This window comes from Micromonospora sp. PLK6-60, from assembly GCF_019890675.1.
Classification (GTDB): domain Bacteria; phylum Actinomycetota; class Actinomycetes; order Mycobacteriales; family Micromonosporaceae; genus Micromonospora.
On the sequence record NZ_JAIOAA010000016.1, the window covers coordinates 47274 to 65463 of the forward strand.

Annotated in this window: 23 protein-coding genes; 10 read left to right on the forward strand and 13 right to left on the reverse strand. The window is 76.5% G+C overall.

The genetic code is table 11. The annotated features are described in order from the left end of the window. Nucleotides 1–104 precede the first annotated feature (104 nt). Entirely contained in the window at nucleotides 105–1121 is a 1017-nt protein-coding gene (locus K7640_RS24075; protein ID WP_222957175.1) for a glycoside hydrolase family 6 protein, read from the reverse strand. Between the two features lie 142 nt (nucleotides 1122–1263). On the opposite strand from K7640_RS24075, the gene K7640_RS24080 reads away from it, so the two are divergent. Then, nucleotides 1264–2259: a phosphotransferase family protein gene (locus tag K7640_RS24080; protein ID WP_222957176.1), complete on the forward strand. Its 996-nt coding sequence runs from the start codon at nucleotides 1264–1266 to the stop codon at nucleotides 2257–2259. Nucleotides 2260–2274: 15 nt separating this feature from the next. Here K7640_RS24080 and K7640_RS24085 read toward each other — a convergent pair whose 3' ends face one another. From K7640_RS24085 to K7640_RS24100, 4 genes are all read right to left on the reverse strand, one after another. Continuing rightward, a complete protein-coding gene (locus tag K7640_RS24085) occupies nucleotides 2275–2841 on the reverse strand; it encodes a class F sortase (protein WP_308042667.1) in 567 nt (188 codons plus the stop codon). A gap of 164 nt (nucleotides 2842–3005) precedes the next feature. Then, nucleotides 3006–3503 carry a hypothetical protein gene (locus tag K7640_RS24090; RefSeq protein ID WP_222957177.1) on the reverse strand — a complete coding sequence of 166 codons (498 nt, stop codon included), beginning with the start codon at nucleotides 3501–3503 and terminating at the stop codon, nucleotides 3006–3008. 202 nt (nucleotides 3504–3705) lie between these two features. Further along, entirely contained in the window at nucleotides 3706–4374 is a 669-nt protein-coding gene (locus K7640_RS24095; RefSeq protein WP_222957178.1) for a response regulator transcription factor, read from the reverse strand. Beyond that, nucleotides 4371–5474 (reverse strand): sensor histidine kinase, encoded by a 1104-nt coding sequence (locus K7640_RS24100; protein WP_222957179.1) that lies wholly within the window; start codon nucleotides 5472–5474, stop codon nucleotides 4371–4373. The genes K7640_RS24095 and K7640_RS24100 overlap by 4 nt, the downstream gene beginning before the upstream one ends. Before the next feature lie 190 nt (nucleotides 5475–5664). Here K7640_RS24100 and K7640_RS24105 point away from each other — a divergent pair, with 190 nt between their 5' ends. Then, entirely contained in the window at nucleotides 5665–6099 is a 435-nt protein-coding gene (locus tag K7640_RS24105; protein WP_222957180.1) for a DUF6069 family protein, read from the forward strand. A gap of 55 nt (nucleotides 6100–6154) precedes the next feature. Then, on the forward strand, nucleotides 6155–6367 hold the full coding sequence (locus K7640_RS24110; RefSeq protein ID WP_222957181.1) for a DUF6767 domain-containing protein: 213 nt from the start codon (nucleotides 6155–6157) through the stop codon (nucleotides 6365–6367). Between the two features lie 4 nt (nucleotides 6368–6371). Here K7640_RS24110 and K7640_RS30895 read toward each other — a convergent pair whose 3' ends face one another. From K7640_RS30895 to K7640_RS24125, 3 genes are all read right to left on the reverse strand, one after another. Next, complete coding sequence (locus K7640_RS30895) at nucleotides 6372–7208, reverse strand: metalloregulator ArsR/SmtB family transcription factor (protein WP_222957182.1); 837 nt, start codon at nucleotides 7206–7208, stop codon at nucleotides 6372–6374. A gap of 177 nt (nucleotides 7209–7385) precedes the next feature. Then, nucleotides 7386–7895, reverse strand: coding sequence for a DinB family protein (locus K7640_RS24120; RefSeq protein ID WP_222957183.1), 510 nt, complete (start codon nucleotides 7893–7895; stop codon nucleotides 7386–7388). A gap of 1 nt (nucleotide 7896) precedes the next feature. Next, nucleotides 7897–8961: a Gfo/Idh/MocA family oxidoreductase gene (locus K7640_RS24125; RefSeq protein ID WP_222957184.1), complete on the reverse strand. Its 1065-nt coding sequence runs from the start codon at nucleotides 8959–8961 to the stop codon at nucleotides 7897–7899. Between the two features lie 84 nt (nucleotides 8962–9045). Between K7640_RS24125 and K7640_RS24130 the strand changes: the two genes are divergently transcribed. The 4 genes from K7640_RS24130 to K7640_RS31030 all read left to right on the forward strand — a co-directional run bounded on the left by K7640_RS24130 (nucleotide 9046) and on the right by K7640_RS31030 (nucleotide 12390). Then, nucleotides 9046–10275 (forward strand): lycopene cyclase family protein, encoded by a 1230-nt coding sequence (locus tag K7640_RS24130; RefSeq protein WP_222957185.1) that lies wholly within the window; start codon nucleotides 9046–9048, stop codon nucleotides 10273–10275. Nucleotides 10276–10285: 10 nt separating this feature from the next. Beyond that, the gene (gene rnhA / locus K7640_RS24135; RefSeq protein WP_222957186.1) at nucleotides 10286–10759 is read left to right on the forward strand and encodes a ribonuclease HI; all 474 of its coding nucleotides are present in this window, start codon (nucleotides 10286–10288) and stop codon (nucleotides 10757–10759) included. 87 nt (nucleotides 10760–10846) lie between these two features. After that, on the forward strand, nucleotides 10847–12067 hold the full coding sequence (locus K7640_RS24140; protein ID WP_222957187.1) for a cytochrome P450: 1221 nt from the start codon (nucleotides 10847–10849) through the stop codon (nucleotides 12065–12067). Nucleotides 12068–12081: 14 nt separating this feature from the next. Then, nucleotides 12082–12390: a ferredoxin gene (locus K7640_RS31030; RefSeq protein ID WP_374198121.1), complete on the forward strand. Its 309-nt coding sequence runs from the start codon at nucleotides 12082–12084 to the stop codon at nucleotides 12388–12390. Here the strand turns inward: K7640_RS31030 and K7640_RS24150 are convergent. Together K7640_RS24150 and K7640_RS24155 are read right to left on the reverse strand one after the other, a co-directional pair. Further along, a complete protein-coding gene (locus K7640_RS24150) occupies nucleotides 12291–12569 on the reverse strand; it encodes a hypothetical protein (RefSeq protein ID WP_222957189.1) in 279 nt (92 codons plus the stop codon). The genes K7640_RS31030 and K7640_RS24150 overlap by 100 nt on opposite strands. A gap of 75 nt (nucleotides 12570–12644) precedes the next feature. Beyond that, complete coding sequence (locus K7640_RS24155; protein WP_222957190.1) at nucleotides 12645–13487, reverse strand: pentapeptide repeat-containing protein; 843 nt, start codon at nucleotides 13485–13487, stop codon at nucleotides 12645–12647. Between the two features lie 166 nt (nucleotides 13488–13653). Here K7640_RS24155 and K7640_RS24160 point away from each other — a divergent pair, with 166 nt between their 5' ends. Together K7640_RS24160 and K7640_RS24165 are read left to right on the forward strand one after the other, a co-directional pair. Beyond that, entirely contained in the window at nucleotides 13654–14262 is a 609-nt protein-coding gene (locus K7640_RS24160; RefSeq protein ID WP_222957191.1) for a hypothetical protein, read from the forward strand. Between the two features lie 38 nt (nucleotides 14263–14300). Further along, nucleotides 14301–15719 (forward strand): RtcB family protein, encoded by a 1419-nt coding sequence (locus tag K7640_RS24165; RefSeq protein WP_222957192.1) that lies wholly within the window; start codon nucleotides 14301–14303, stop codon nucleotides 15717–15719. Between the two features lie 4 nt (nucleotides 15720–15723). On the opposite strand, the gene K7640_RS24170 is transcribed toward K7640_RS24165, so the two are convergent. Further along, nucleotides 15724–16152 (reverse strand): archease, encoded by a 429-nt coding sequence (locus tag K7640_RS24170; protein ID WP_222957193.1) that lies wholly within the window; start codon nucleotides 16150–16152, stop codon nucleotides 15724–15726. A gap of 53 nt (nucleotides 16153–16205) precedes the next feature. Between K7640_RS24170 and K7640_RS24175 the strand changes: the two genes are divergently transcribed. Beyond that, on the forward strand, nucleotides 16206–16811 hold the full coding sequence (locus tag K7640_RS24175; protein WP_222957194.1) for an MBL fold metallo-hydrolase: 606 nt from the start codon (nucleotides 16206–16208) through the stop codon (nucleotides 16809–16811). A gap of 45 nt (nucleotides 16812–16856) precedes the next feature. Here K7640_RS24175 and K7640_RS24180 read toward each other — a convergent pair whose 3' ends face one another. Together K7640_RS24180 and K7640_RS24185 are read right to left on the reverse strand one after the other, a co-directional pair. Beyond that, nucleotides 16857–17552, reverse strand: coding sequence for a B3/4 domain-containing protein (locus K7640_RS24180; RefSeq protein ID WP_222957195.1), 696 nt, complete (start codon nucleotides 17550–17552; stop codon nucleotides 16857–16859). An 8-nt stretch (nucleotides 17553–17560) separates the two neighbouring features. Continuing rightward, nucleotides 17561–18172: a LysE family translocator gene (locus K7640_RS24185; RefSeq protein WP_222957196.1), complete on the reverse strand. Its 612-nt coding sequence runs from the start codon at nucleotides 18170–18172 to the stop codon at nucleotides 17561–17563. Nucleotides 18173–18190 lie beyond the last annotated feature (18 nt).

The window sequence follows — 18190 nt, forward strand, 5'->3', positions numbered from 1 at the left end:
TCACCCGGGGTCCGGCCCTGTTCGTGCCCGCCGGGGCCGCCTCGCCCGTCAGCCGCGCCGCCGACGGCCGTCGGCGGCGCGGGCCGGGAACCGGCGCCACCGGCTCAGTAGCGGATCGCGGCGCCGTCGGGCCCGGGCACCGGCGGCGGCTCGGGACGCGGGGCGGACGCGGCGCGCAGCCGGTCGTAGGGGCCGAGCCACGGCGCGCGGACGATCATGTCCCACGCCAGCGTCGGATAGAAATCGCCCTCCGCCGGCTCGCCGCGCGCGCAGTCGCCGTCCGAGGTGCCCGGTGGTTTCACCCAGAGCAGCGCCGCCACCCGGTCCAGGTCCGGGCGGGTGGTCGGGGGATAGCCGAGGGCCCGGCGGGGCGGGTTGCACGACGCGTCGGCCGGCGGCGCGGTCCCGACGTTGCGGCCGGTGTCGATCACCATCTCCCGCCCGTCCACCAGGTCGGAGACGGCCAGCCCCCACAGGTGGCTGAACGGGGTCGGTTCCCGGCCGCCGACGTTCACCGCGAACCCCTCCGCCCGGTCGATGCCGGCGCGCCGCAGCCGGGCCGCCGTCTCCCGGACGTCCGACCGGTAGGGGACGCCGGCGTCCAGATAGACGTACTGCCCGGCGTCGGCCAGCCGGGCCACCGCGCCGGCCAGCAGGGCCGCCCGGGCGTCGTCGAAGCACTCGCCGGTCACCGCCCCGGGCTCCAGGATCACGGCCGCCTGGCGGTCGCCGATCGCGCGTACCACCGTGCCGACGAACGCGTCGTACGTGGCCGCGTCGGCGGCGCCGGCACCGGCGCAGTCCCGATCGGGCAGGTACCGGAGCACCAGCACGGCGAGGGTGCCGGTCTGTTCCGCGCCCTGCACCATCCGGACCAGTCCGGGCAGGTCGCCGGGGCCGTCGACCCAGCGGGCCTGGGGCCGCCGGGTGATCGGGTCGAGCCAACCGGCGTCGTGGGTCCGCTGCCACTCGGCCGCCGCCAGGCCGGGGTCCGCGGCCAGCACGGCGTCGCGGAACGGGTGGCGGGCCGGGACGGGCGCCGACCCGGAGCCGGCCCCCGAGCAGCCGAGCGTGCCGACGAGCACCGCGACGAGCGTGCCGGTGAGCAGAGCCGAGCGCATGCGGGACAACCTATCCGGCGTCCGCCGCCGGGGCGCAACGGGCTCGCCCGGCGTGGCGGGCGACAGCGCGGGGACCGTGCCGGCCCGGCCGGTCCACTAGGGTCGGACTGATGGACCAGTCAGCCGGTCGCCGGGCCCGCCGGTGAGCCCGCCCAGCCCCACCCAGCGGATCCTCGCCCCGGACGCGGTCGCCCGCTACCTGGCCGCCTCCGTCGGCCCGAGCGCCGGGGTGGCCGGCTGCGGTCCGCTGGCCGGCGGCGGGTTCGCCGCGGTCTGGTGGGTCGAGCTCACCGACGGGCGGCGGGTCGTGCTCAAGGTCGGGCCGCCGCCGGACGTGCCGCTGCTGCGGTACGAGCGCGGGATGATCGCCGCCGAGGCCCGCTACCTGCGGCGGGTCGCCGACCGGGCGCCCGCGGTGCCGGTGCCGCCGCTGCTGCACCACGGCAGCGATCCGGTGCTCGGCGACTGGCTGCTCACCGGGCTGCTGCCCGGCCGCGCCCTGCCCGAACTGACCGACGCGGGGACCGACGTCGGGCCGGTGCGGGCGGAGCTGGGCGCGGCGCTGGCCGCGCTGCACCGGGTCACCGGCGACCGGTACGGCTACGACGACGCGCACCGGACGTCCGGCCCCACCTGGCGGTCGGCCTTCCTCGCCATCGTCGACGACCTGCTCGCCGACGCCGTGGACTGGCAGGTCCCGCTGCCGGCGCCGGCCGACCGGATCCGCGCCCTGGTCGCCCGGCACGCCGACGTCCTCGACGTGGTACGCCGGCCCGCGCTGCTGCACTTCGACGGCTGGGCGGGCAACGTGCTGGCGGTGACCGGGCCGGACGGGACGCCGCGACTGACCGGCCTGGTCGACGGCGAGCGCCACCTGTACGGCGACCCGCTGATGGACCTGGTCTCGCCGCTGCTGTTCCGCCGGGCGGAGGACGAGCCACACGATGCCGTGCTGCGCGGTTACCGGGCGGCGGCGCCGCTGCCGCTGGACGCCGGGGCCCGCCGGCGGCTCGGGCTCTACCGGCTGCACCTCTACCTGCTGATGACGGTGGAGATGCCGAGCCGGGGGATGACTGCGTCGGCGCACCCGGAGCGGGCCGAGCAGCTGGCCCGGGAGCTGGCCGACCTCGAGTCCTGACCCGGCCTGTCGCGGTCAGCGGACCCGGCTGGCGAAGACCACGATGTTGTCCAGGTAGTCGCCCTGGCGCAGGTCGAAGCGGCCACCGCAGGTGATCAGCCGCAGCCGGGCGGCGGCACCGCCGCCGTACACCCGGTCGGTGGGAAACCGGTCCTTCGGGTATGAACCGACGCCGTCCACGGCGAAGGTGACCACCTCGCCGTCGGAGCGGGTGACCCGGATGGTGTCCCCGGCGCGCAGCCGGCCCAGGTTGAAGAAGACGGCGGGGCCGCGCAGCGAGTCGACGTGCCCGACGATCACCGCGTTGCCGGCCTCGCCGGGGCTGGCCCCCGGCCGGTACCAGCCGGCGACCGTGGGCCGGTCCAGTGGCGGCACCTCCAGCCGCCCGTCGGCGTCGGCGGCGACCGGGACCACCTCGGCCCGGACGCTGATCGCGGGAATCTCCACCCGTACCGGCACGGATCGGGACAGCGCGGTGCCCGGCGACACCGACCGGTCGGGCGCGGCGGTGGACCCCGGCCGGGGCGGCGGTGTCGGGGCGAGGTTCAGGCCGGCGGCGAGCAGCCCGGTCCCGGTCACCACGGCGACGGCGATCGCCGCGGCGGCCGACCGGGTACGCGAGCGGGGCGCCGACGGGTCGGCGCGGCAGGGCCGGGGCAGGGTCGCACCTCCGTGTGGCGTGGCCCGGTGCCCGTGCCGGTGTCGCCGGCACGGGCATCCGTCCAGGGCTGGTGGGTCGGGTGGCCTCAGGCCACCGCGCCGGCGTGGCGTCGACGACGCAGCAGCACGACCAGGCCGGTGGCGCCGGCCCCGAGGAGCGCGCCGCCCGCGGTGAAGGCCACCGCGGCGGTGGTGCCGCCGGCACTGCTGCCGCCGCCACCGGCGGGCGCGCCGCCGATCGGGGTCACCGTGAACTGCGCGCTGCCGGCGGAGCTGCCGTTGCCGCAGGTGGCGGCGACGGTGTAGGTGCCGAGCGTGAAGCCGGCGGTGAAGAGCTCGGCGCTCAGGCCGCCGCCCGCCGCCGCCGTGGTGGACCGGACGTTCTGGTCCCGGTTCGGGCCGGTGACGTGGAAGATCACGTCACCGTCCTTGGGGTTGCAGGTGGTGGCGGTGAGCACGACCGTCCCGCCGACCGGGGTGGTCGCGGGCGACACCGTGGTGTCCGCGAGTGCGACCGCCGGGAGCAGAAGCGTGCCGAAGCCCACGCCGACCGCCGCAGAGCCGAGAACTGCCTGTGCCTTCATACGCGTCTTCCCTCACTTTTCGTCCGCTGACCGCATGGGACGTCGTTCGGGTGGCCAACTCCGTGACTAGCACCGGTGTGGCCAACACTAGGAGGGATGCGGTGCTCAGCCGGTGTAAATGAGAAATATTCGTTGCCGTCACGTGTCCACCCCCGCGCCGGACAGCGGTGGACATGCCGGCCCTGTGCCGATCAGCCCCGGGTCACCCGGCCGGCGGCTCGGGCCGGACCAGCCCCACCTCGTACGCGAGGACCACGGCCTGGATCCGGTCGCGCAGGCCGAGCTTGGTGAGGATCGCCGAGACGTGCGTCTTCACCGTGGCGGTGCTCAGGTGCAGCCGGGCGGCGATCTCCGCGTTGGACAACGCCCGGGCGGTCAGGGTGAGCACCTCCACCTCGCGGGGGGTCAGCGCGGCCAGCCGCCGGGCCGGGGCCGCCGGGCCGGGCAGCCGGTCGGCGAACCGGTCCAGCAGCCGGCGGGTGACGGTCGGGGCGAGCAGCGCGTCACCCCGGGCCACCACCCGGATCGCCTCCGCGAGGTCACCGGGCCGGGTGTCCTTGAGCAGGAAGGCGCTCGCTCCGGCGCGCAGCGCCGCGTAGACGAACTCGTCCAGGTCGAAGGTGGTGAGCACGACGACCCGGGCCGGCTGCCCGGCGGCCACCAGCTCCCGGGTCGCCGCGATGCCGTCCATCCGGGGCATCCGGACGTCCATCAGCACCACGTCCGGGCGGGTCCGGCGCACCACCGCCACGGCCTCCGCGCCGTCGGCCGCCTCCCCGACCACGGTGAGGTCCGGCCGGGCGTCGATGATCATGCGCAGGCCGGCCCGGATCAGGTCCTGGTCGTCGGCGATCACCACCCGGACGGTCATCGGCACACCGCCACCGGGATCCGGGCGGCCACCCGGAAACCGCCGGCCGGCAGCGGACCGGCGTCGAGGGTCCCGCCCAGCAGCCGGGTCCGCTCCCGCATGCCGACGATGCCCCGGCCCTCGCCCGGCTCGGCGCGCCGTGCCGGGGCGTTGCCGTCGTCGCGTACCTCCAGGCGGAGCACGCCGTCGTCGTAGCGGACGCTGACCTCGGCGCGGGTGGCCCGGCCGTGCTTCAGCGCGTTGGTCAGCGACTCCTGCACGATCCGGTACGCCGACAGCTCCACCCCCTCGGGCAGGCCCTCGGTCCGGCCGTGCCGGTCCACGACGACCCGCAGGCCCACCGCCGTCACGGCGTCGGCCAGCGCGTCGAGCTGCGCCAGCCCGGGCTGCGGTCCGGCCGGGTCCGGCCCGGCGTCGGCGGAGAGCGCGTGCAGCATCGACCGCAGCTCGGTCAACGCCGACCGGGCGGCCACCTCGATCGCGCCGAGCGCGGCGCGGGCCTGGTCGGGGTGCTGGTCGAAGACGTCCTCGGCGGCGGCGGCCTGCACCGCGATGACGGCGACGTGGTGGGCCACCACGTCGTGCAGCTCCCGGGAGATCCGCTCCCGTTCCCGGCCGATCACCAGCCGCCGCCGCGCCCGCGCCCGCTCGGCGTGGCCGCGCTGCACCTCGCCGATCGCCCAGCCGAGGCCCACCCCGACGACCGCGAGCAGCAGGTCCCGCCAGCCACCGGTGACCAGCTTCCACGGGGTCGGCGCGAGCAGCACGGCCAGCGCCACCAGGGACACCCGCGGCGGGCGCAGCCGCGCGAAGTAGGTAAGCGGCACCGCGACCAGCCCCAGCCAGCCGACCTGCGGGCTGAGCGCCTCCAGACCCACGCCGGCCAGCGCCGCCACGGCCAGCCCGTACGCCGGGTGCCGGCGCAGCCAGAGCAGGGAGCTGGCCTGGACCACCGCCAGCCCCACCGCGAGCACCGTGCCGGCCCGGCCGGCCGGCCCCACGCCGGGGACGCTCACCATCGCCACCAGCGCGGCCAGGACCACGGCGGCGATGCCGCCGTCGATCAGCAGCAGCACCTGTCTCCTCGACCAGCCAGCCATGCCCCGGATGCTAGGCCGGCAACCGGCCCCGGCTCATCGGTCGCCAGACGGAGATTGCCGCCGCGCCGCGCCCCGCGGCGTACCCCGGAACCGGTCCGCGGCCCGATCCGCCCGGCGCCGTCGCGCGCCTAGCGTTCCGGCACGAAGCCGCGCGGGTCCGGCCCGCGCCGTCCGATCGGAGGTACGTCCCATGAAGACCGTCCGCACCGCCACACCCCGGCCCACCGCCGCCGCCCGGCCGTCGCGCCGCCGGGACCGGGCCCTCGCGGTCCTCGCCACCACCGCCGCCACGCTCACCGTCTGGGCCGTCGCCGTGCCCCTGGCCGGGGTGGACCTGGTCGCCCGGGGCGGGGGAGTGGACCGGACGGTCGGCCCGGGTGCGGTGGCCGGCACCACGCTGCTGGCCGGCCTGGCCGGCTGGGCGTCGCTGGCCCTGCTGGAGCGGTTCACCCGCCGGGCCCGGCCGGCCTGGACCGGGCTGGCGCTGGTGGTGCTGCTGCTCTCGCTGTTGCCGCCGTTGGCGCAGGGGGTGGGCGCGGGCGCGAAGCTGACCCTGGTGGCGCTGCACCTCACCGCCGGGCTGCTCGTCCCGCTGCTGCGCCGCACCGCCACCGGTCGGGGCTGAGGACGGGACCAAGGCCCCTGCCCGCCGGGCCGGCCGGGAGCGGATCGTGGTTACCGTGCCGACGACCACCTCGCCGCCCCGGCCGGGGGCCCGTTGCCCGATCCGGCCGGGGCAGCCGTGCACGCTGTGCCAGCTCGACGTGACCGGCCCGCAGGACTGCCCGCTGGTGTGGCTGGTGATGGGCGACGACGAGCTGCGCGAGGGGGTGCGCCGGGCCGGCGGCCGGCCGGAGCGAACCACCGCCCGCCGCACCCGCGCCGGCTCGTAGGGCGTCAGCCCTCGGTCGCCCCGGCCGGCTCCGGCTCGGGCAGCGGCTCGCCGGTCTCCAGCAGCGACTTGAGGCTGGCCAGCAGCTCGGGCCAGCCGCCGCCGGCGCCGAGCTGGCCGCTGACCGCCCGGTACATCTCGCTGTCGGGGGAGAAGTCGTCGTGGGTGACGGTGAGCCGGACCGCCGCGCCGTACGGGGCCAGGTCGAAGGTCACCTTGGACCGGCGCTCGGTCAGCCGGGCCGCGTACTCCTCGGGCGACCAGCCGAAGTGCTCGGCGTGCTCGGGCTGAAAGGCGTGCCAGCTGTAGCAGAGCCGGGTGTACGGCTGGCAGACCAGCACCCGCTGGCCGATGTCCTTCGGCGCGGTGTCGGGCGCGCCCTGCCACAGCACGGGGGAGCCGACCCGCCAGTCGGAGACCAGGGCGGCGCCGCCCCAGTACCGGCGGGTGAACTCCGGCTCGATCAGGGCTCGCCAGAGCTGCTCGGGCGTGGTGCGGATGTAGGTGGTGTAGACGAATGTCGGGGTCTGCACGGGTCGGGCCTCCAATGCGGTCCGCAGGTCGGCGAGGGCGCGTGCCCGCTCGCGGTCGTACCGGCTGATCCACCGGTCGGCGATGGCGTTGATCGGGGCGGCGTTGAGGTGGTGCAGCTTCTCCCGGCCGCGCCGGCTGGTGGTCACCAGGCCGGCGGACTCCAGCACGGCCAGGTGCTTGCTGACCGACTGGCGGGTCATCTCCAGCCCCGCGCACAGGTCCCGCAGGCTCTGGCCGTTGCGGGCGTTGAGGCTGTCCAGTAGCCGGCGCCGACTGGCGTCGGCCAGCGCCCGGAACACCTCGTCCACCCGCTGTCACCTCCCACATGCAGCCATCTGGTTGCCTGTCACCATAGGCAGCCGGAAGGCTGCATGTCCAGCGCCGACCTGGCTTCTCGTCCTTCCGGCTAGCCTCCTAGGACGCCCTAGCGGTGGTGACTCGCCACCGAGTCGACGCAGCCGTGCTCAACGGGAAGAAGTGACGGCCTACTTGCCGCTACGGCCGTCGCTCAGCTCGCGGACGATGTCGAGGTGGCCGGCGTGCCGGGCGTACTCCTGCAGGACGTGGAACAGGATGGCGGCCAGGGTCGGCCGGCGGGCCGGGTCGGTGAACCGGCCGCCCAGCGCGGCGGGGGTGTCCAGCGGCGTGGCCTCGACGATGGCGCGGGTCCGCCGGCCGCCCGCGCGCAGCGCGTCGACCAGGTCGGCCATGGTCCGCCCGGCCGGCGCCCGCCACCGGTCGTCGACCGTGTCGCCCCACGGGTCGGGCACCGGTTCGGCGAGGAAACCCCAGACGAACCAGCGCCGCTCCATGAAGGCGAGGTGGGTGACCAGCTCGGCGGGGGTCCAGCCGGACGGCACCCGGCTGGTGCGGGCCTGCTCGTCGGTGAGGCCGGCGACCCGGTCGGCGACGGTGTCCCGGTAGTAGTCCAGGTAGGTCAGGAACAGGGCGGGGACGTCGGCCGAGGGGCCCGGCTCGGGAAACGGCAGCCGCACGTCAGACCGGCTCGACGGGCAGCACCGCGCCGGTCCGCGCCGACCGGTGCGCCAGCTCGATCAGCTCCACCGTGGTCACCGCGTCGCCCGGGTCCACCGGCAGCGGGGCGCCGTCGCGCAGCGCCGCCGCGACGAGGGCGTAGAAGTCCTGGTAGCGGCCGGGCTCGGTGGGCACCGGGCGCAGTTCGCCCTCGGCGCCGAGCTGCCCGTACCGGTCGGGGGTGACCTCGCCCCAGCCGGGCGTGTCGGGCCGTCCGCCGTCGCGCAGCGCCGCCTCCTGCCCGTCCAGCCCGTACGTGGTGAAGGCGGCCCGGTCGCCGAGCACCCGCAGCCGGGGCCCGAGCTGGGCGGCGACGGCGCTCATCCACAGGTGGGAGCGGACCCCGCCGGTGTGGGTGAGCGCCACGAACGCGTCGTCGTCGACCCGCGCGCCGGGCCGGCGGCGGTCCACCTCCGCGTACACCCGGTCCACCGGGCCGAACAGTTGCACCGCCTGGTCGATGAGGTGGGCGCCCAGGTCGTAGAGGACACCGCCGGCCTCGTCGACGGTGCCGCTCTCCCGCCAGCCCGGCTTGATCGCCGGGCGCCACCGCTCGAACCGGGACTCGAACCGGGTCACCCGGCCCAGCTCGCCGGCCTCGACCAGCCGCCGGGCGGTCAGGAAGTCGCCGTCCCAGCGGCGGTTCTGGAACACCGTCAGCGGCACCCCCCGTTGCTGCGCCTCGTCGACCAGGGCGCGGCCGTCGGCGGCGGTGGCGGCCAGCGGCTTGTCCACCACCACGGGCAGGCCGGCGGCCACCGCGGCCCGGGCCTGCGGGACGTGCTGCCGGTTCGGGCTGGCCACCACGACCAGGTCCAGCGCGTCCGGGTCGGCCCACACCTGCGCGGCGTCGTCGAGCAGCCGGGTGTCCGGGTGCTCGCGGCGGACCTGCTCCCGCCGCTCGGTGTTGCCGGTGACCACCGCGGCCAGCCGCAGCCCGGGGGTGGCGGCGATCAGCGGGGCGTGGAACACCCGCCCGGCCACGCCGTACCCCAGCAGCCCCACCCGCAGCGGCGCGTCACCCATGGTCTTCCCCGTTCGGTCGCGGTCGGTGTCGGGTCGAACCTACCGCCGGTCCGGAGTGGGGGCGGCGCGGGCCGGTCGGGGGCGGTGTGGCAGCGTGGACGGGTGAGCGCGCCGCGGGACGTCGACCTGGCCCTCGTCGGTGGCGGCGGCGCGGGTTCGCTGGTCCTCGCCGCCCTGGACCGGCGCGAGGTGCGCGGGCTGCGGATCGCCGTGCTGGATCCGGTGCGCAAGCGTGGCCAGGACCGCACCTGGGCGTTCTGGGGGACGCCCGGCACCGACCTGGACCCGATGCTGAGCGCCAGCTGGTCGCGGGTCGACGTGGTCACGCCCGCCGGGCGCCGCGTCCTGCCGCTGGCCCCGCTGCGGTACGCGATGCTGCGCTCCGCCCCGGTGTACGCCCGCGCCGCCGAGGCGGCCGAGCGGCTCGGCGCCGTACGCATCGACGCGGCGGTGGCGGGGCTGGACGACGACGGCGCCGGGGTGACCGTGCGCGACGCCGAGGGTGGGGTGCTGGTGCGGGCCGGCTGGGTGCTCGACTCCCGGCCCCGGCCGCCGGCCCGCCCCGGCCGGACCAGCTGGTTGCAGCACTTCCGCGGCTGGTGGGTGGCCAGCGACGAGCCGTTGTTCGACCCGGACCGGGCGGTGCTGATGGACTTCCGCACCCCGCAGCCGGCCCGGGGGGTGTCGTTCGGTTACGTGCTGCCGGTCGACGAGCGGTACGCGCTGGTGGAATACACCGAGTTCTCGCCCGAGCCGCTCACCGACGCCGGTTACGACGCGGCGCTGCGCGGCTACCTGGGCCTGCTCGGCCTCGACCCGGCGGCGCTGCGGGTGCGGGAGGTGGAGAACGGGGTGATTCCGATGACCGACGCGCCGTTCCCGCGCCGGCCGTCGCCGCGGGTGGTCCGGTTGGGCACGGCGGGTGGGGCGACCCGGCCGTCCACGGGGTTCACCTTCTCCGCGATGCGGCGGCAGGCCGAGCAGGTGGCCGCGGCGCTGGCCGCGGGCCGGCCGCCGGTGCCCCGGCCGGCGTATCCGGGGCGGCACCGGTGGATGGACGCGGTGGCGTTGCGGGCGTTGGACCGGGGTCTGGTGGGCGGGCCGGAGTTCTTCCAGCGGCTGTTCGACCGTAACCCGGCCGAGCGGGTGCTGCGTTTCCTGGACGGCGAGACCTCACCGGTGGAGGACCTGGCGGTGATGCGGTCCAGCCCGCTGCTGCCGATGACCTCGGCGGTGCTCGGCGACGCCGTTGGCCGGCTGCGGGCCGGGCTCGGCCGGCGCGGGGTTTTCCGCCGGGGCCGGGGCGCGCGGTAGGTTGCCGGGCATGGTGGACGCGGCGGCCGGGCGGGTCGTGGAGATCTGGACCGACGGGGCGTGCAGCGGCAATCCGGGTCCGGGCGGGTGGGGCGCGGTGCTGCGCTACGGCGGGCACGAGCGGGAGTTGTGCGGGGGAGAGGCGACGCCGACCACCAACAACCGGATGGAGCTGATGGCCGCGATCCGGGCGCTGGAGACGTTGACCCGGCCGGTCACCGTGCACCTGCACACCGACAGCACGTACGTGCGCAACGGCATCACCGGCTGGCTGGCCGGGTGGAAGCGCAACGGCTGGCTGACCGCCGCGAAGCAGCCGGTGAAGAACGCCGACCTGTGGCAGCGGCTGGAGGCGGCGGGCCAGCGGCACCAGGTGACCTGGCTGTGGGTGAAGGGGCACAACGGGCATCCGGAGAACGAGCGGGCCGACGCGCTGGCCAACCGGGGGATGACCGAGGCGCGGGCGGCGGTGGCCGCGCGGTGAACCGGGCGGGTTGTCTCGACGGCGATCGATAGGTAACGTACCGGATCGGTACCGTCACGGACAGTCGTTCCGCTCGGAGGTGTCCCGGTGACCGTCGCGCCCCTGACCGACCTGCCACGGTGGCCGCCGCTCAATCTGGACCGGGATCCGCTGGTCCCGCTGGACGCGGGGGAGCGGCGGCGGTTCGGCGGCCCGGTCACCCGGGTCCGGCTGCCGACCGACGCGGTCGCCTGGCTGGTCACCCGGCACGCCGACGTCCGGCAGTTGTTGCGGCACCCGGCCTTCAGCGCCGACCTGAGCCGGCCGGGTTTCCCGTTGCTGCGCCGCGTGGCGCCCGGCGCGCTCAGCGACCGGCGGGGCGGGTTCATCCGGATGGACGGCGCGGAGCACGCCCGGCTGCGCCGGATGCTCACCGCCGAGTTCATGATCAAAAACGTCCGGCGGATCGAGCCGCTGATCCGGCAGAGCGTCGAGCGGGCCCTGGCCGAGCTGGCCGCCGCCGGGCCGCCCGCCGACCTGGTCACCCGGTTCGCGCTGCCGGTGCCGTCGATGGTGATCTGCCACCTGCTCGGCGTCCCGTACGCCGACCACGACTTCTTCCAGCAGCGCAGCCGGACGTTGATCGACCGGGACGCCCCGCCGGAGCGGGTGCAGCGGCACGTGCGGGAGCTGCGGGAGTTCCTGCACCGGCTGGTCGAGCGGAAGGTGGCCGCCGGGGAGCGCACCGACGACCTGCTCAGCCGGCTGGCCCGCGACCGGGTGGACACCGGGGAGTTGGCCGCCGACGAGCTGGTCGGCATGGCGGTGCTGCTGCTCATCGCCGGTCACGAGACCACCGCCAACATGATCGGCCTGAGCACCCTGCTGCTGCTGCGCCACCCGGCCCGGTATGCGGCGCTGCGCCACGACCCCGAGCACGCCGACGGTCTGGTCGACGAGTTGCTGCGTTACCTGAGCATCGTGCGCACCGGCCTGCCCCGGCTGGCCACCGCCGACGTGGAGATCGGCGGTCAGTTGATCCGCGCGGGGGAGGGGGCGATCGCGGTGCTGTCGCTGGCCAACCGGGACGCCGACGTCTTCGCCGACCCGCACGGGTTCGACCCGTACCGGGCGGCGCAGCAGCACCTCGCGTTCGGCTTCGGGGTGCACCAGTGCATCGGTCAGCCGCTGGCCCGTGCGGAGCTGCGGATCGCCCTGGTGGAGCTGGCCCGGCGCTTCCCCCGGCTGCGCGCCGCCAGCACCGGGTCGTTGCCGACCCGGGACAGCTCGATCGTCTACGGTCTCGACTCGCTGCCGGTGACTTGGTGAGCGTCCGGGTGCGGGTGGACCGGGACCGCTGCTGCGGTGCCGGCAACTGCGTGCTGACCGCCCCGGAGGTCTTCGACCAGGACGACACCGACGGGCTGGTGCTGCTGCGCCGGGCGGTGCCGCCGGCCGACGCCGTCGACCGGGTCCGGGGGGCGGTGGAGCTCTGCCCGGCCGGGGCGATCAGCCTCGACCCGTCGGCCGACCCTCCGGCGGCGGGAGCCGCTCACTCGTCGAGTGCCGCCTCCGGTCGGGCGTCGACGGTGGCGTCGGGCCGTTCCTCGACGGCCGGGTCGCCGGCGCCTGAGACGTCCGCCACGTCGTAGCCGGCCCGGCTGGTGTCCTGCGCGGAGCGCCGGTCCTCGGCGGGCAGGTCGGCGAAGTCGTCGCCGGTGTCGTCGGTGGTCCGCAGGGAGTCGCCCGGCGGGCGCAGGGACGCCTCGTACGCGGTGGCGCCGTCGGGCTCGTCGGAGGCGGCACGGCCGGTGGACTGTTCAGTGGTCATGCCGCACTCCTGCCCCGCCGGGCCGGCGACAAACCTGACGGCAGCCCGGCCGGCGACAAACCTGCCGGGCTGCCGTCAGCGGCGGCGCCGTCGCCCTGCCGACGTCGGGGTGAGGGTCAGCGACCACTGCGCCGGTCGGCGCAGGCCGGGCGGCAGCACGGTGCGGTGGTCACCGCGCGCCGCGTCGAGCTGGGTCTGGTGCACGAACAGGGCGCCGCCGAGGTCCGCCCCGCGCAGGTCCGCCCCACGCAGGTCCGCGCCGGTCAGGTCGGCGGCGCCGAGGTCCACCCCGCGCAGGTCCGCCCCGATCAGGCAGGCGCCGCGCAGGTTCGCCCCGGCCAGCGCGGTCCGGCGCAGGTCGACGCCGATCAGCATCGCGCCGCGCCGGTCGGGTCCGGCCCGGCCGGCCCGGGCCCGCTCGCCGGCCCGGGAGAGCAGCGGGTTGACCCGGCCGCGGTGGGCGTCGACGTCGAGGGCGACCAGCTGCGCCGGCCCGCTGTCGGCGAGCCGCCCGGTCTCGGCCACGGCCACCGTCAGCTCGTCGCGCAGCGGGCCGTCCGGGGTCAGCGCCACCGCCTCGGTGAGGTACCACAGCAGCTCGTGCAGCGGCCGCAGCACCGCGAAGGCGGCGAAGACCTGGCCCGCGGTGGCCGGGTCGTCCCGCCAGTCCCGGCCCGCGAAGGTCCGCTGGGTGAGCTGCTGGCCCGCCCCGAAGCAGTCGAACACGGTGCAGCCGGGGAAACCGCGCTGCCGCAGGTCGGCGTGGATGCCGCAGCGGGAGTCGGGGCGCAGGTGCGGGCAGGGCCGCCCGGCCGGCTTGTCGATGGCGAAGTCGGCGGACGCGGCGAACGCCGGGGCCACGCAGCAGATCCCGGAGCAGCGCGCGCAGTCCGCCCGCAGTTCCCGTGCCGCCGTCATCGCCCGTCCCCTCCCGACCGGGGCAGCCGCCGCCGGCAACCCCGGCCCATTGTCCGCCCGGCCCGCCCCGGGCCCCGCTCAGGGGGTGCCCCGCCGATCCGCCGCGCGGCGCCGCCCTGGGTCCGTATCGTGGGTGGAAACCTGCTCATCGCCGGAGGAATCGGGCATGGAGGACCGGGAACGGGAACAGGCCCTGCTCACCGCCCTGACCACCGAGCACTTCGTGCTGCAGACCTCGCGCAGCGCGACCATCACCGAGTCCGTCGGCCGCACGACGGTGTTCCTCTCGCTGCTGTCGGCGGGTCTGATCGGCCTCGGCTTCGTCTCGGGCCAGGGCGCGCTGATCCGGCCCTACCTGGCGGCGGTGCTGCCCACCCTGGTGATCACCGGCCTGCTCACCTTCGCCCGGCTGGTGCAGAACATGGTGGAGAACTCGCTGGACCTGCGCCGGATCCAGCAGATCCGGGCGTATTACCAGGAGCGCTACGGCGCCGGGTACGAGTTCTTCGCCGACGCGGTCGGCTCGGGTGGCCCGATGCGGGCGGCCTGGGCCGCGGTCGGCAGCCGGCCCGGTCGGCTGTCGCTGCTGCTGACCACCGCGGCGATGGTGGCCGCGGTCAACGCGCTGCTGATCGGCGTCGGCGTGGCCCTGCTGCTCGCCCTCGCCGGCGCCGGATCGACGGTGGCGATCGTGGCCGGGGTGGTGGCCGCGCTGGCCGCCTTCGTCGTCCAGTTGACGCACGTCAGGCGCGCCTCGATCTCGCAGCTGTCCTGACCGGTGTAACCGGGCCGGACCCGGGTAGCCCGGCGGGCATGGAGCTGGTCGAGGAGTCGCCCTACCGGTTCCGCATCGACCGGCGTGACCCGATGCGGGTGCCGGGCGTGGTGTTCGCGTCCCGGTCGCTGCTGCCCGACGCCGGGGCGGACCGGTCGCTGGAACAGGTGGCGAACGTGGCCACCCTGCCGGGCATCGTGGGCGCCTCCTACGCGATGCCGGACGTGCACTGGGGTTACGGCTTCCCGATCGGCGGGGTGGCCGCCACCGACGTCGAGGCCGGTGGGGTGGTCTCCCCGGGCGGCGTCGGGTTCGACATCTCCTGCGGGGTACGGCTGCTCGCCGCCGGGCTGGACCGCGCCGACCTGGGCCCCCGGCTGGACGCCCTGCTGGACGGCCTGGGCGCGGCGACCCCGCGCGGCATGGGCAAGGGGGCGGTGTGGCACCTGGCCGACCGGGCCGAACTCGACGCGGTGCTGCGCGGCGGCTCCCGGTACGCGGTGCGGCGGGGCCACGGCGTCGAGCGGGACCTGACCCGGTGCGAGGACGGCGGCGCGGTGGACGACGCCGACCCGGCGCAGGTCAGCGAGCGGGCCGTGGCGCGCGGCGCCGGGCAGGTGGGCAGCCTCGGTTCCGGCAACCACTTCCTGGAGGTGCAGGCCGTCGCGGAGGTCTACGACGCGGCGGTGGCGTCGGCGTTCGGGCTGCGCGCGGGGCAGGTCTGCGTCATGATCCACTGCGGGTCGCGGGGGCTGGGACACCAGATCTGCACCGACCACGTACGGGCGATGGAGCAGGTGATGCCCGCCCACGGCATCCGGGTGCCGGACCGGCAGCTCGCCTGCGCGCCGGTCGACTCGGCGGCGGGCCGGGCCTACCTCGGCGCGATGGCCGCCGCCGCGAACTACGCCCGCGCCAACCGGCAGCTGCTCGCCCAGGCCGCCCGCCAGGTCTTCACCAGGATCACCGGCGCCGAGCTGGACCTGGTGTACGACATCTCGCACAACCTCGCCAAGATCGAGACGCACCGGCTGGACGGCGCCGCGCGGCGGCTCTGCGTGCACCGCAAGGGCGCCACCCGCGCCCTGCCGCCCGGGCACCACGACCTCCCCGACGACCTGCGCCCGGTGGGGCAGCCGGTGCTGATCCCCGGCTCGATGGGCACCGGCTCGTACGTCCTCACCGGGGTGGCCGGCTCGCCGGCGTTCGCCTCGACCTGCCACGGCGCGGGCCGGGTGCAGAGCCGCAAGCAGGCCACCAGGGCGGTACGCGGACAGGACCCGCGCCGGGAACTGGAGGCGCGGGGCGTCGCGGTGCGCGGGGCGTCGCGCCGCGGGCTGGCCGAGGAGATGCCCGCCGCGTACAAGGACATCACGGCCGTGATCGAGGCGGCCGAGGGTGCCGGGCTGTGCCGGCGGGTGGCCCGGCTGGTGCCGCTGGGCGTGGTGAAGGGCTGACCGGTCAGACGTCCAGCGTCACCGCGCAGGACCAGCCGTCCGTGTCGGGCCCGAAGCGCAGCTCGTGCAGGGCGACCGCCTTGGGCACCGCCCCGACCAGCTCCACCGCGTCGGTGTCCGCCGTGCGCCAGCGCACCCGCAGCCCGCCGTCCGGCGCCGGGTCGACCCGGGTCGTCAGCGGCAGGGTGCCCGCCGTCTCCAGCCGGAAGATCACCTCGTCCAGCACGGCCACCAGCAGGTCGGGGTCCGGGCCGGCCGGCACGCCGAAGCCGCTCTCCGCGCCCGGGCTCACCCCCTCGGTGTCGACGAACGTCGCCACCAGCGCGGTCACCGCCTCCGCCACGCAGTCCTCCCGGGTCGACGCCCACGCCTCGATCCGGACGTCGGCGGTGTGCGGCACGGCCCGGTGGCCGCGCGCCGGTCGTCGCTGCATGCCCTGATCATGCCGGCCCCCACGCGGGCGCGCGGCGCGGTTAGGGTCCTCCGATGCGGATCACCAAGTTCACCCACGCCTGCGTCCGGATCGAGAACGCCGGGCGGGTGCTGGTCGTCGACCCGGGCACCTGGAGCGAGCCGGCCGCCCTGACCGGCGCCGACGCGGTCCTGGTCACCCACGAGCACGCCGACCACGTCGACGTGCTGCGGCTGGCCGGGGCGGGGATTCCGGTGTTCCTGCCGGCGGACGCCGTCCTGCCGGCCGGGCCCGCCCTGCCGGTGACCCGGGTCCGGGCCGGCGAACGGTTCACCGCCGGCGGCTTCACGGTGCGCGCGGTCGGCGGGCGGCACGCCACCATCCACGGCGGGCAGCCGGACTGCGCCAACCTCGGCTACCTGGTCGAGGACGCGGTCTACCACCCGGGCGACGCGCTGCACCCGCCGGGCACGCCGGTGGACACCCTGCTGGTCCCCGCGCACGGCTCCTGGCTGAAGCTGACCGAGGCGATCGACTTCGCCACCGCGGTCGACGCCCGCCGGGTCTTCCCGATCCACGACGCCCAGCTCAACGACCGCGGCCTGGCCAGCGTCAACGGCTGGTTCGGTGAGACGCTCGGCGACCGCTACCGCTACCTCGCGCCGGGCCAGCCCGGCTGAGTCGCGTCCGGTCCGCCGGACCCGCGCCCTGGCCTGGCCGGCGGCTCAGCCGGCGTACCGGAACGACGGCGCGGACGCGCTCAGCACGGCGGTACGGGTGCGCGCCGGCCAGGCCCGCTCCAGCTCCGTGGTCAGCTCCGCCACCAGCCGCGGCACGTCCCCGGCGGCGTCGGCGTGCAGGCCCTCGACCACGATCAGCACCTCGTCGGTGCCGTCGCGCACCGCCGAGTGCCCGCTCTGCCGGCCCGCCCACCGGCGGGACTGCGCCCGGACCCGGTCGGCGAAGATCACCTCGTCCGGGTCGGGCCGTTCGGTCGTCCCGGCGAAGGTCAGGTACTCCTCGTCGCCGAGGGCGTGCCGCACCTCCAGGTCACCGTCGATGCGGGCGACGTCGAAGACGCCCACCGGGATCGCGTACGCCAGCGAGAACGCGTTGCAGAGGTCCACCAGCGGATGCAGCCGGGGCAGCGCGGCCTCGCGGCGGAACCGGCGCAGCAGCGACTCCGCCGCGCAGCGGTGGCGGGTCGGGGACGAGCCCATCGCCGCGTACGCCCGGCGCCAGGCCTGGATCTCGGCGAGTGCGCTCTCCGGTCCGGCCGCGAGCCGGGCCGCGGCCCGCGCGGTGAGGCGGTCGACCGCCGGGGTCGCCGCGCCCGGCCCGCCGACCCCGCCGGCGGCGACCACCCCGGCGACCAGCTGCGGGTACGCCGACCAGACGCGCGGCGAATGACGGAAGTACACGAACACTCCTATCCGTTGGTGAGGGCGAGCGCGACGCCCAGGGGGAGGAAGGACGCGGCGAACCCCCGACGCAGCCAGGTGGCGGTCCGGGGCCGCTCCAGCAGCCGCCCGCGCAGCCGGGCGGCGGCCACCGCGTACCCGGCGAAGACGACGAGGGTGAGCAGCATGAACACCGCGCCGGCGGTGAGCATCCGGCCGGCGGCCCCGGGCGCGTCGGCGGCGACGAACTGCGGCAGGAAGGCCGCGAGGAACAGGGTCGGCTTGGGATTGAGCAGGTTGACCAGCACCGCGTCGAGGATCACCCGACCGGCGGGCCGGGCCGGGGCCGCCGCGTCCAGCGCCAGCCCGCCCCGCTCCCGCCAGGTGCGCCAGGCCAGGTACAGCAGGTAGCCCAGGCCCAGCACCTGCACCACCCGGAACGCCGGGCCGCCGGCGCCGAGCAGGACGGCGAGCCCGGCCATCGCCGCCACCAGGTGCGGCACGGTGCCGAGGGTGCAGCCGAGCGCCGCGACCAGGCCGGCCCGCCGCCCGTGCGACAGCGCGGCCGAGAGCGTGTAGAGCACCCCGGTGCCCGGGGTGACGACCACGACCAGCGTGGCGAGGAGGAACGTGATACCCACGGGTTCCACCCTCGGCCC

Coding starts and splice junctions, on each gene's coding strand:
- K7640_RS24075 (WP_222957175.1), bottom strand. CDS start 1,121: ATGCGCTCGGCTCTGCTCACCGGCACGCTCGTCGCGGTGCTCGTCGGC.
- K7640_RS24090 (WP_222957177.1), bottom strand. CDS start 3,503: ATGAAGGCACAGGCAGTTCTCGGCTCTGCGGCGGTCGGCGTGGGCTTC.
- K7640_RS24095 (WP_222957178.1), bottom strand. CDS start 4,374: ATGACCGTCCGGGTGGTGATCGCCGACGACCAGGACCTGATCCGGGCC.
- K7640_RS24100 (WP_222957179.1), bottom strand. CDS start 5,474: ATGGCTGGCTGGTCGAGGAGACAGGTGCTGCTGCTGATCGACGGCGGC.
- K7640_RS24105 (WP_222957180.1), top strand. CDS start 5,665: ATGAAGACCGTCCGCACCGCCACACCCCGGCCCACCGCCGCCGCCCGG.
- K7640_RS24125 (WP_222957184.1), bottom strand. CDS start 8,961: ATGGGTGACGCGCCGCTGCGGGTGGGGCTGCTGGGGTACGGCGTGGCC.
- rnhA (WP_222957186.1), top strand. CDS start 10,286: ATGGTGGACGCGGCGGCCGGGCGGGTCGTGGAGATCTGGACCGACGGG.
- K7640_RS24150 (WP_222957189.1), bottom strand. CDS start 12,569: ATGACCACTGAACAGTCCACCGGCCGTGCCGCCTCCGACGAGCCCGAC.
- K7640_RS24155 (WP_222957190.1), bottom strand. CDS start 13,487: ATGACGGCGGCACGGGAACTGCGGGCGGACTGCGCGCGCTGCTCCGGG.
- K7640_RS24160 (WP_222957191.1), top strand. CDS start 13,654: ATGGAGGACCGGGAACGGGAACAGGCCCTGCTCACCGCCCTGACCACC.
- K7640_RS24165 (WP_222957192.1), top strand. CDS start 14,301: ATGGAGCTGGTCGAGGAGTCGCCCTACCGGTTCCGCATCGACCGGCGT.
- K7640_RS24170 (WP_222957193.1), bottom strand. CDS start 16,152: ATGCAGCGACGACCGGCGCGCGGCCACCGGGCCGTGCCGCACACCGCC.
- K7640_RS24175 (WP_222957194.1), top strand. CDS start 16,206: ATGCGGATCACCAAGTTCACCCACGCCTGCGTCCGGATCGAGAACGCC.